The sequence below is a fragment of the Virgibacillus necropolis genome (assembly GCF_002224365.1).
Classification (GTDB): domain Bacteria; phylum Bacillota; class Bacilli; order Bacillales; family Amphibacillaceae; genus Virgibacillus_F; species Virgibacillus_F necropolis.
In genome coordinates this window covers 298,810-311,074 of sequence record NZ_CP022437.1, presented here as the reverse complement: position 1 = coordinate 311,074, position 12,265 = coordinate 298,810, and the positions used below count along the sequence as shown (strand labels likewise).

The window sequence follows — 12,265 nt, the reverse complement described above, 5'->3', positions numbered from 1 at the left end:
TCATCTATCTGTACGCCACTGAACAGTCGCCTTCGCTTTTTTATTTCCCTAAGCAAAATTGTGAGAATAGCTGGTCAATCAGGCTGTCACTTGCAGTATCTCCAATTATTTCACCTAATAATTCCCACGTTCTTGTTACATCTATTTGGATAATATCAAGTGGCATTGCTATTTCTAAGCTGGTGACTGCGTCTTCTAGAGCTTGTTTTGCTTGCTTTAATAACTGAATATGTCTCACATTTGAAACATAAGTTAAATCCCCGCTATCAATTTCACTGGTGAAGAAAGTTTGGGCAATTGCTTTTTCCAATTCATCTACCCCTTCTTCTTCAATCAAGGATGTCGTTATAATTGACTTTCCTTCAGAAAACGTTTGAACACTTTCCAAATCCAGCTTCGTAGGTAAATCTGTTTTATTAATAATTACGATATATTCTAGGCCTTTTATAGCTTCAAATAATTTTTCGTCTTCAAATGTTAATTCTTCATTATTATTTAAAACAAATAAAATAAGGTCGGATTCTTTTAACACTTTTCTTGAGCGTTCGACACCAATTTTTTCGACAATATCTTCAGTTTCTCTAATTCCCGCAGTATCGACAAGTCGTAAAGGTACTCCGCGCACATTGACATATTCTTCGATAATATCACGTGTTGTTCCAGGAACTTCCGTTACAATTGCCTTATTTTCTTGAACAAGTGTATTCATTAACGAAGACTTTCCTACATTTGGTCGTCCAATAATTGCAGTTGCTAGACCTTCACGCAAAATTTTGCCTTGCTTAGCGACCTCTAACAGCTTCCCAATTTCGTCATGAACTTCTTTTGTTTTTACACGCATCATCTCGTGTGACATTTCTTCAACATCATCATATTCAGGATAATCAATATTTACTTCGACATGTGCAACTGTTTCTAATAACTCTTGTCTTAAACGCTGAATTAATGCAGATAATCTTCCATCCATCTGTTTTAGTGCAACCGACATAGCTTTATCCGTTTTTGCTCGAATCAAATCCATAACCGCTTCTGCTTGCGATAAGTCGATTCTTCCGTGGAGAAAAGCTCGTTTTGTAAATTCCCCTGGTTCTGCGAGTCTTGCACCTTTACTCAAAATAATTTCCAAAATGCGATTAATGGATACCATACCTCCGTGGCAATTGATCTCTACCACGTCTTCTCGAGTAAATGTCTTTGGTGCCCGCATAACGGTTACCATTACCTCTTCAGCTACCTCATTTGTTTCTGGGTCAATTATTTTACCATAATGAATGGTATGGGAGTCCACCTGATCCAAACTTTTCCCTTGAAACAAATTATTGGTAATAATGATTGCCTTTGGCCCACTTAATCGAACAATCGCAATTGCACCTTCTCCAATTGGTGTTGATATCGCCGTTATTGTATCTGTCTCCACGTCTTTCACCTACTTTTACCGCATCTATTTATATCTATTTTTATATCTATTATTAACATTTATATATTTATCGTCACTAACTAAACAGATTATCACATTTTCACTTAAAAATAAACTTATCCACAAATTTTAATTATCAAAAAGAAAAAACGTTTATCCACATGTGAATAAACGTTTTTTCTTACTACAAGTTATGAACAACTCTAAAGTTCTGGTTCCTCATAATAATAATCAACAGGAACTGGAGCTACGGTTGACTTTTCAAGAGCTGGTGTATCTTTTCTCGCTACTTGATAGAGTGCTGCTCCAACAATATTTGCAACATCTTGTAACTTTTCCTTACTTATGTGTTCAATCACATCATCTTCTGTGTGATACCAAGGTTCAAGTGGGGTATGAATAAATAATGCAGCGGGGATCCCCAAATTATGAAAGGCAACATGGTCACTTCTACCAAGCTCACTGTATGGTACAAGTTCACTAACTCTTGAACCTGCTGCAGCACCGAGATCAGTAACCAAGTTCTTCTCTCCATCGGCGGTGAACATCACTAAATCTCCAGCATCTGCACTACCAACCATGTCCATTTGGAACTGTGCCACAGTATTTTCTACTTCCCCTGGTGTCATCGCAGCTGCATATTTACGTGAACCCCAAAGTCCATACTCCTCTGCACCAAACGCGACAAATTTAATTGTAGTGTCAGTTGGTGTATTAGCAAAAACTCTTGCCATTTCCAAAAGCGCTGCCGTACCTGATGCATCATCATTAGCCCCTTGTCCCCATGGAACGGAATCATGGTGGGAACCAACAATAATGGCTTGTCCAGTATCGTGATTTTTCATAGGTTCTTTTACTGCCTCTACGTTATAAGAAGTAATTTCTTCTCCTCCTGATTCAAACGTAAACTCGTAAACATTGACATCTTCATATCCGAAGCTTTCAAATTGATCTTCCAGATATTCAACTGTTTGCAGCTCACCTTCCGTCCCAGCGCCTCGTGACCCGATAACTTCTGATAAATGATAGACATGCTGATAAATAGTATCAACGTTAATTCGTTTAACCACCTTATTATCAAAGGCATGGTCTGCTTGTTCATTTGGTGCTGCATATACTGGTGTCGACATGAGCATGATCATCATCAAAATAAGACCTGCAATTTTTATAGGTTTCAAAAAGTCCACTTCCTTTTCCTATTTTTATAACAAGTATTCTAGGAAATTCAGTGAAATCCTTTATATTACCAAAAGATGGGAAAATGGTTGCGGTAAAATTTATACTTACATACATTTGTACTAATTATTTATACCTAAAAGAAATGAAAGAAAATAAAAGTAGCATCAAAGGTTACCCTAAGTGCTGCTAATTAATTTCCAACGCTAAAAACCCCGGTTTCCCAGGGTCTTAAACAGATTATGGTTTTATCACAATGTGACGATGTGGTTCAACACCATCGGAATACGTAGAAATAATCTTATTACCTTGTAATGCACTATGAATAATTTTTCGTTCATAAGCAGGCATAGGCTCTAATGCCACTTTTTTGTTTAACCGTTTTGCTTTATCAGCCATCTTAAGTGCTAGCGATTCAAGGGTTTCTTTGCGACGTCCCCGATATCCTTCTGCATCAACAGTTACCGTATAAAATTGTTTGCCATCCTTGTTCAAAACTAAGTGAACTAAATATTGTAAGGCATTAAGTGTCTGACCACGTTTACCGATAAGTAAGGCAATTTTTTCTCCATTTAATTCAAATGTCACATGATTACCTTCCACTGAAGTTATAACATCAACTTCAACACCCATATTTTTCGTTAATTCATTGATGTATTTTTCAGTTTGTTGAATTTGATTTTTGGCTAACGTAATTTTCACAATTGCCCTTTTTGAACCGAATACACCAAATAGTCCTTTTTTACCTTCGTCAATAATGGTAATATCCACTTGGTCCCTTGTTGCGCTTAACTGCTCTAATGCTGATTGGACCGCTTCTTCGACCGATTGACCAGTAGCAGTTATCTCTCTCACTTTTTGTCTCCCCCAGTACTAGCATCTTTCATCATTGGCTTACGAATAAAGACGGTTTGTGCAACCATAAAGATGTTACCTACAACCCAGTATAGTGCTAACGCAGCTGGGAAGAAGATTGCAAATACAGCGATCATAATTGGCATAACATACATCATTACCATCATTTGTGGGTTCTGACCAGCTGGACTACCAGCCATCATCAATTTTTGCTGGAAAAATGTTGCTAAGCCAGCAACGATTGGTAGAATGAAATACGGATCTGGTTCACCTAATTCAAACCATAAAAAGCTGTGTTCTTGAATTTCAGCATTTCGCATAATCGCATGATAAATCGCAATCAATACTGGCATTTGTACAAAAATAGGTAAACACCCTGCCAACGGATTTACCCCATGCTTTTGGAATAAAGCCATTGTTTCTTTTTGTAGCTTTTGTTGTGTATTTGCATCCTTAGAGCTATATTTCTTTTGAATTTCTTTGAGCTCAGGTTGTACTTCTTGCATCGCTCTTGAGCTTTTCAATTGTTTAACGTTTAATGGCAATAGAACCAATCGAACTATAATAGTTACAATAACGATACCCAAGCCATAACTTCCATTGAAAAGAGTAGCAAAGTATTCAATTAACCACGACATCGGATAGACAAAGTATTCATCCCAAAATCCTTCACTATCAGGTGTAATCGGTTGATCAATATTCATACATCCAGAAAGCAGTACAACTAACCCTATCATGCTTACTAGCAATAAAAACTTTTTTGACACTAGATTTCCTCCTTACGTACAAAACCCCTATGTATTACTTATCTTTTTTTTATTAATCGTTCTCTTGATAACAAATGGATTAAACTCTTCTTAAACTGTTCATAGCTCATATCTTTTGTTGGTTGCCTGGCAATAATAATAATATCACTTGGCTTTGCTATCTCTTCTTTTAGGTCCTGGAATGCATGACGTAAATGACGCTTAATACGATTTCGTGTAACAGCGTTTCCAATTTTCTTCCCAACAGAAATCCCAATTCGAAAATGGGCTTGTCCCTCTTTTTCCATATAATAGACAACCAGTTGCCGATTAGCGAACGACTTTCCTTTTTTAAATAAAAGCTGAAATTCTTCATTATCCTTAATACGAAATGCTTTTTTCATTTCAATCACCTTTACCTACCTAACAGTTGCGGATCAACATACATTAGCTCTATCTATATAATAAGCAGTGATTCCATAACTCCTCCATTACTAGAAGGAACAGGAAACACTGCTTCTCTTCTGATTAGAAAAATTGGCTTATCGCCAAGCTTTATTGGCGAAAGCCTTCGTTGTATTTATACTGATATCCACTAAAAGTTTATACTCTTATCAGTGAAAAAAGACCACTGACTTCTTCAGCGGCCTATGCAGATAATACTTTTCTTCCCTTTAGACGGCGACGCGCCAATACTTTACGTCCGTTCTTCGTACTCATACGGGCACGAAATCCATGTACCTTTTTATGTTTACGGTTATTTGGTTGATACGTTCTTTTCATCTATCTTACACCTCCCTGAGGAATTAAAAATTCAAACTAAAACATATCCTGTAGACAGTCTAAATTATTATACGTAATACATGTACCATCTGTCAACATCCTTTGTGAAATCAGTTACCCACAGGCTAATGTTTACACTTTGTTTCGACATTTTTTTATCCACACAACATATCGACAGGATAATCACAAAATATAGTGGTGTGGATAAATCTTGTCTACAATGGGTTGTTTTTGTGGATAAGTGTCGAAAAAGCCATTGCACTAACCTCTTTTTTTTGGTATTATGATTGTGTTTTACAATGTGGAAAACTGGAAACCACATTAAAGATATCCACAATCTGTTAATAACCTGTGGATACTTGTTCACATCTCTGTTTATCAACTTATCAACAATTATGTGGAAAACGTCCATAACATTATTTAACTACTTATGTTCGGCACTTTATTATCCACACGTTAAATAAATATTTTTTTCTACTTACTTCTATTAATTAAATGAAGTAAGCTAGTTTTTTGCACTTATACTGATATCCACTAAAAATTTATACTTTCTTATCAGTGAAATAAAAAATGCCTTTCCATCTTTCTAGACTTCATTTAGTACTGAGAGATTGAGAGAGGCTTTTTCTATCAGATTTTTACCGAAAGGAGTGAACTCAAGCTTTGGAAAACATCGAAGAATTATGGATGGCTACGCTTGAAAAAATTGAAGAAAAAGTAAGTAAGCCTAGCTTTGACACTTGGTTAAAGAATACGAAAGCAGAAAAACTGCAAGATGATACATTGATTATTTCTGCTCCAAATGAATTTGCACGGGATTGGTTAGAGGGTAGATACACCAAATTAATTTCAGAAATACTAGTTGAAATTACAGGCGCCTCACTAAAAGCCAAGTTCATCATTCCTGAGACAAATATAGAAGCAGATGAGATCAATTCAAAGCCAAAATCCATTCCTGCAGTTTCAAACAATCAGCATCCAGATGCCCCTAAAACAGCATTAAATTCAAACTATACGTTTGATACCTTTGTCATTGGATCAGGAAACCGTTTTGCACACGCTGCTTCACTTGCGGTGGCTGAAGCACCAGCAAAAGCTTACAATCCGCTATTCATTTATGGTGGCGTTGGTCTTGGTAAAACACATCTCATGCATGCAATTGGTCATTACGTTCGAGACCATAACCCAGATGCTCGAGTGGTTTATCTATCTTCTGAAAAGTTTACGAATGAATTTATAAATGCCATTATGGACAATAAAACGATTAATTTCCGTAATAAATATCGTAATGTGGATGTCCTATTAATAGATGATATTCAATTCATCGCTGGAAAAGAATCAACGCAAGAGGAATTTTTTCATACTTTTAATACCCTACATGAAGAAAATAAGCAAATTATTATTTCTAGTGATCGTCCACCAAAAGAAATTCCTACATTAGAGGATCGTCTGCGCTCACGATTTGAATGGGGATTAATAACGGATATTACACCACCTGACTTAGAAACGCGTAGTGCAATCTTAAGCAAAAAAGCAAAAGCAGAAGGATTAGATATTCCAAATGAAGTTATGTTATATATAGCAAATCAAGTTGATACGAACGTTCGTGAACTTGAAGGTGCATTAATACGTGTAGTTGCCTATTCATCCTTAGTCAATCAGGATATAGATGCTTCACTAGCAGCAGATGCTTTAAAGGACATAATCCCAAGTAAAAAGCCAAAAGTTGTCACCATCCAGAAAATACAACAGGTTGTTGGTGAAAAATACAATATTAGACAAGAAGATTTTATAGCGAAGAAACGTACCAAATCGATTGCTTTTCCTAGACAAATAGCAATGTATCTTTCAAGAGAAATGACCGACTTTTCTTTACCCAAAATTGGCGAAGAATTTGGTGGCCGTGATCATACAACAGTCATTCACGCACATGAAAAAATATCTCGAATGCTAGAAAGTGATACAACCATAAACCAGGATATCGACGAAATTAAAGAGCAATTGAAGAATTTATAAGTTACTAACATGTGAATAATGTGTACAAAGGGGTCAGACTTATCAACAGACTGTACACAGGGTATAATTCTCCAGTTATCTGGCTAAAAACGAGTTATCCACATAATCACAGGCCCTATTACTATTATTACTAGTTATTATTACTAAAAATAGATATATAGAACTTCCATTAGGAGGAGTTAGTTAATGAAATTTACTATTCAACGTGACAAATTAATTACAAGTGTTCAAGATGTTATGAAAGCTATATCATCTCGTACAGCAATCCCAATTTTAACCGGTATGAAGATTGAAGCAAAAGCCAATGGAATTACTTTAACAGGAAGTGATTCTGATATTTCAATCCAATCATTTATCCCTGCTGAAGAGGATGGAATCGTTCATGTAGAAGACATTGAGGTTGGAAATATTGTTTTACAAGCTCGTTATTTTCCAGATATTGTACGTAAACTCCCAGAAAAAACAGTAGAAATTACCACTGATGAAAATTTAAAAATAACAATTAGATCTGGTAAAGCTGAATTTAACTTAAATGGCCAAGATGCTGAAGAGTATCCACAATTACCAATGCTTCAAACTGATGAAAGCTTTGAAATTCCAACAGATCTATTAAAAAGTTTAATAAAACAAACTGTATTTGCTGTTTCTACGATGGAAACACGCCCAATCTTAACTGGGGTAAAACTTAACTTTTCAAATGAACGCTTAAGTTTTACGGCAACAGACAGCCATCGTTTGGCATCTCGTGAAATTCCTGTTCAACAATCCCAGTTCGACTTTCCTAGTGTAGTTGTACCCGGAAAGAGCTTAAATGAATTGAACAAAATTTTATCCGATACAGAAGATCCAGTAGAAATTAGTGTAACGAATAACCAAGTTCTTTTTAGAACCAAACATGTTTATTTCATATCTAGATTACTAGATGGTAACTATCCAGAAACATCACGGTTAATACCAGAAGAAAGTAAAACTGTTATTCACGCGAAAACGAAAGATTTATTAAATACAATCGATCGTGCTTCTTTACTAGCAAAGGAAGATCGTAATAACGTTGTTCGACTTGAAACAAAAGGTAGTGATTTAATTGAGATTACGAGCAATTCGCCTGAGGTTGGTAGGGTTGTAGAAGAAATGACAATTCAATCGATTGAAGGTGAAGATTTAAAAATTTCCTTCAGCTCAAAATACATGCTAGACGCCCTAAAAGCGATAGAAAATGAGGAAGTAAAGATTGAATTTACTGGTGCAATGCGTCCATTTATTATTCGACCAGAAAATAATGATCCAATTTTGCAATTGATTTTACCTGTTAGAACCTATTAATAATCAATTTTCACCTAAAAGCGCTTTTCATTTTATGAAAATGAAGGCGTTTTTTATGTTATATTGTAAAATCTAATAGTTTTTAAAGCGTTATTAAACAATTTTGGTCTACTTCCTTCCCTTAACACCAAAACTTTAGTAAAATAGATGGAAGGCATATGTATTTGATTATTTGAAGGTATTACAAAGAGGTTAATACTTACGTTTTTACACTTTATAATTTCTTTAGGTAAAATAATCAATACAAACTCTATAAAAAGAATTTGGTGAAAAAAATGCATGAAAAAATAGAAATAACGACGGAATATATAACACTTGGTCAATTTTTGAAACTGACAAACATTCTTGAATCAGGCGGTATAATCAAATCCTATCTGCAGGATCAGGGTGTTATTGTTAATGGTGAATTAGAAAAACGCCGCGGCAGAAAACTTTACCCAAATGATGTGGTAGAAGTGGAACAAGCAGGTTCATTTGAGGTAGTGAAAGATAGCTAATACTTTGAGGAATAAATGAGGAATTGCTATGCATATTCAACAATTACAATTAAAAAACTATCGAAACTACGATGTATTAAATCTCTCGTTCGATGATAAAGTGAATGTGATAATTGGCGAAAATGCTCAAGGAAAAACAAATCTAATGGAAGCTATTTACGTTTTAGCTTTTACAAAATCACACCGCACCCCCCGGGAGAAGGAACTTATCCAATGGGAGAAGGAATATGCTAAAATAGAAGGTACAATAACAAAAAGAAATCAGTCTTTTCCAGTCGAAATTATCTTGTCCACAAAAGGAAAAAAAGCAAAATTAAATCATCTCGAACAAAAACGACTAAGTGATTATATTGGTGCATTAAATGTGGTGATGTTTGCTCCAGAGGACTTAACCTTAGTAAAAGGGCCACCACAAATTCGCAGGCGATTTATTGATATGGAGCTCGGACAAATACAGCCTCGCTATATTTACCATCTTGGACAATATCAAAAAGTACTTAAACAACGAAACCATTTACTAAAGCAAATGCAACGAAATCAAAAGCAAGATCCAGCAGTACTTCGTGTATTGACGGAACAATTAATTGAACATGCGACAACATTGCTTGAAAGAAGGTTTGCTTTTCTAGACTTATTACGAAAATGGGCAGATCCAGTTCATCATCAAATAAGTCGTGGTCTTGAAAAATTAGAAATTAACTATGCTGCTACAATTGAGGTATCAGAAGAAGCGAATAAGGCGACAATAGAAACTAGGTACTTAGCGAAATTTCAAGAAATAGAAGCTAAAGAAATTGAACGTGGAACAACGTTAATTGGTCCACACCGTGATGATTTACTATTTTATGTGAATAAAAGAAATGTACAAACGTATGGTTCCCAAGGGCAACAACGTACGACTGCTCTTTCCATGAAGCTTGCAGAAATTGAATTAATTCATAATGAGGTTGGGGAATACCCAATACTCTTGCTTGATGATGTTCTAAGTGAATTAGACGACTATAGACAATCGCATTTACTAAACACCATCCAAGGCAAGGTACAAACGTTTGTTTCTACTACAAGTGTTGATGGAATCAACCACAATACTTTAAAAAAAGCAGAACTTTTTCGAGTAAACAATGGCAAAGTAGATACATAGAGGTGATTTAGTTTATATGTTTATTCATATCGGAAATGATAATGTTATTCAATCAAAAGATGTAATTTCTATTATTGATCGAAATATTATTTCCTCATCAACCATTATGGAAGAGATGATTCAGCGTGCATCCAAGAATGAATCTGTTGTCGAAACACCTGAAGAAACAAAGTCAGTTGTGATAACCAAAGATTTAATATATTTTAGCTCGCTATCCGTTGCGACCCTTAAAAAAAGAGCAAGTATGATTTCCACCTTAAATAAACTCGATAATTACTCAGATGAGTTGGAATAGAAAAGCAAAATAAGCAAGGTTTTTAAAGAGGACAACCTCTTTTATTAAAGAAATGTGGGTGAAAAAATGTCAGCAGATAATAATGTAACAAATGAGGCCTATGGAGCAGATCAAATTCAGGTGCTTGAGGGATTAGAAGCTGTACGAAAAAGACCAGGAATGTACATTGGTTCTACAAGTGGAAAAGGCTTGCATCATCTTGTATGGGAGATTGTTGATAATAGTATTGATGAGGCTCTAGCAGGATACTGTGATCATATTCAAATTAGTATAGAAAAAGATAATAGTATTACAGTTAAGGATAATGGTCGGGGTATTCCAGTTGGTATTCAAAAGAAGACTGGTCGCCCAGCAGTTGAGGTTATTATGACTGTACTTCACGCGGGAGGTAAATTCGGTGGAGGTGGTTATAAGGTTTCAGGTGGATTACACGGTGTAGGTGCATCGGTTGTAAATGCACTTTCAAGTAATCTGGAAGTTTATGTTCATTTGGATGGTAAAGTTCATTTCTTAGGTTTTGAACGTGGGGTTCCGCAAGAAGAAATAAAGGTTATCGGTGATACAGATATTACTGGAACTATTGTCCATTTTAAGCCAGATACTGAAATTTTTACTGAAACTACATCTTATGACTTTGATACGCTTGCAATTCGTGTACGTGAATTAGCTTTCTTAAATAAAGGACTTAGCATTTCACTTGAGGATAAACGGAATGATGAGGAACCAGTTAATTATTATTATGAAGGTGGAATTAGCTCATATGTAGAATATATTAACCGTTCACGTGAGGTTCTACACGAGCCATTTTACATTGAAGCAGAAGATCAAGGAATTACCGTAGAAGTTGCTATACAATATAACGATGGTTTTGCTAGTAATATTTATTCATTTGCGAACAACATTCACACGCATGAAGGTGGAACACATGAATCAGGATTTAAAACGGGATTAACTCGTGTAATCAATGATTATGCTAGAAAAAATAACTTATTTAAAGAAAATGACCCAAATTTAACTGGAGACGATGTACGAGAAGGTATGACAGCAATTATCTCGATTAAACATCCTGATCCACAATTTGAAGGTCAAACGAAAACGAAGCTTGGCAGCAGTGAGGTTAGGACCGTTACAGATTCTATGTTCAGTGAAGCATTCTCAAAATTCTTATTTGAGAATCCTTCTGTTGCAAAAATAGTAGTCGAAAAGGGTCTAATGGCCTCTAGAGCACGTGCAGCTGCAAAGAAAGCACGTGAATTAACACGACGTAAAAGTGCACTAGAAATATCAAATTTACCTGGTAAGCTTGCGGATTGTTCATCAAAGGATGCTAAGATCAGTGAGCTCTATATTGTTGAGGGTGATTCTGCAGGTGGATCTGCAAAACAAGGAAGAGATCGCCATTTCCAAGCAATTCTTCCATTGCGTGGTAAGATTTTAAACGTTGAAAAGGCAAGACTTGATAGAATATTATCAAACAATGAAGTCCGAGCAATGATCACGGCACTCGGGACGGGTATCGCTGAGGATTTTGATATCACAAAAGCACGCTACCATAAAGTTGTTATAATGACAGATGCAGATGTTGATGGTGCGCATATTCGTACACTATTATTAACATTTTTCTACCGGTACATGCGACCACTTTTAGAAAATGGCTATATTTATATTGCTCAACCACCATTATACAAAATACAGCAAGGAAAGGCTGCTTATTATGCGTATAATGACAAGGAAATGGATCGCATTCTAGCTGAAATTCCAAAAAATCCAAAACCTGGGATTCAACGTTATAAAGGACTTGGAGAAATGAATGCTACACAGCTTTGGGAAACAACGATGGATCCAGATTCTCGTACATTACTTCAGGTTGATTTATCTGATGCAATAGAAGCTGACCAAGTCTTTGATATGTTGATGGGTGATAAAGTCGAACCAAGACGAAACTTTATTGAAGATAATGCCCAATACGTTCAAAACCTGGATGTGTAAAGAAAAGCGGAGGCGACTGTTTAGAAG

12 protein-coding genes are annotated in these 12,265 nt (G+C 35.7%); 6 read left to right on the top strand and 6 right to left on the bottom strand.

The genetic code is table 11. From position 1 onward, the window contains the following. Nucleotides 1-40: 40 nt before the first annotated feature. From mnmE to rpmH, 6 genes are all read right to left on the bottom strand, one after another. Nucleotides 41-1,417: a tRNA uridine-5-carboxymethylaminomethyl(34) synthesis GTPase MnmE gene (gene mnmE, locus CFK40_RS01665; RefSeq protein ID WP_089530368.1), complete on the bottom strand. Its 1,377-nt coding sequence runs from the start codon at nt 1,415-1,417 to the stop codon at nt 41-43. Nucleotides 1,418-1,620: 203 nt separating this feature from the next. Beyond that, nucleotides 1,621-2,595, bottom strand: coding sequence for a M20/M25/M40 family metallo-hydrolase (locus tag CFK40_RS01660; protein WP_089530367.1), 975 nt, complete (start codon nt 2,593-2,595; stop codon nt 1,621-1,623). 238 nt (nt 2,596-2,833) lie between these two features. Further along, nucleotides 2,834-3,448 carry an RNA-binding cell elongation regulator Jag/EloR gene (gene jag / locus CFK40_RS01655; protein WP_089530366.1) on the bottom strand — a complete coding sequence of 205 codons (615 nt, stop codon included), beginning with the start codon at nt 3,446-3,448 and terminating at the stop codon, nt 2,834-2,836. Beyond that, nucleotides 3,445-4,215: a YidC family membrane integrase SpoIIIJ gene (gene spoIIIJ, locus CFK40_RS01650; protein WP_089530365.1), complete on the bottom strand. Its 771-nt coding sequence runs from the start codon at nt 4,213-4,215 to the stop codon at nt 3,445-3,447. Before spoIIIJ ends, jag begins: the two co-directional genes overlap by 4 nt. Before the next feature lie 38 nt (nt 4,216-4,253). Next, entirely contained in the window at nt 4,254-4,598 is a 345-nt protein-coding gene (rnpA, locus tag CFK40_RS01645) for a ribonuclease P protein component (RefSeq protein WP_089534251.1), read from the bottom strand. Nucleotides 4,599-4,842: 244 nt separating this feature from the next. After that, the gene (rpmH, locus tag CFK40_RS01640; protein WP_089061024.1) at nt 4,843-4,977 is read right to left on the bottom strand and encodes a 50S ribosomal protein L34; all 135 of its coding nucleotides are present in this window, start codon (nt 4,975-4,977) and stop codon (nt 4,843-4,845) included. A gap of 663 nt (nt 4,978-5,640) precedes the next feature. Here rpmH and dnaA point away from each other — a divergent pair. The 6 genes from dnaA (at nt 5,641) to gyrB (ending at nt 12,238) form a co-directional block, all read left to right on the top strand. Continuing rightward, nucleotides 5,641-6,993, top strand: coding sequence for a chromosomal replication initiator protein DnaA (gene dnaA / locus CFK40_RS01635; RefSeq protein WP_089530364.1), 1,353 nt, complete (start codon nt 5,641-5,643; stop codon nt 6,991-6,993). A 186-nt stretch (nt 6,994-7,179) separates the two neighbouring features. Further along, entirely contained in the window at nt 7,180-8,316 is a 1,137-nt protein-coding gene (dnaN, locus tag CFK40_RS01630; RefSeq protein WP_089530363.1) for a DNA polymerase III subunit beta, read from the top strand. A gap of 275 nt (nt 8,317-8,591) precedes the next feature. Further along, nucleotides 8,592-8,813 (top strand): S4 domain-containing protein YaaA, encoded by a 222-nt coding sequence (gene yaaA / locus CFK40_RS01625; RefSeq protein ID WP_089530362.1) that lies wholly within the window; start codon nt 8,592-8,594, stop codon nt 8,811-8,813. Between the two features lie 28 nt (nt 8,814-8,841). Next, complete coding sequence (gene recF, locus CFK40_RS01620; RefSeq protein WP_089530361.1) at nt 8,842-9,954, top strand: DNA replication/repair protein RecF; 1,113 nt, start codon at nt 8,842-8,844, stop codon at nt 9,952-9,954. Nucleotides 9,955-9,970: 16 nt separating this feature from the next. Beyond that, nucleotides 9,971-10,249, top strand: coding sequence for an extracellular matrix regulator RemB (gene remB, locus CFK40_RS01615; protein ID WP_089530360.1), 279 nt, complete (start codon nt 9,971-9,973; stop codon nt 10,247-10,249). 66 nt (nt 10,250-10,315) lie between these two features. Continuing rightward, a complete protein-coding gene (gene gyrB, locus CFK40_RS01610; RefSeq protein ID WP_089530359.1) occupies nt 10,316-12,238 on the top strand; it encodes a DNA topoisomerase (ATP-hydrolyzing) subunit B in 1,923 nt (640 codons plus the stop codon). Nucleotides 12,239-12,265 lie beyond the last annotated feature (27 nt).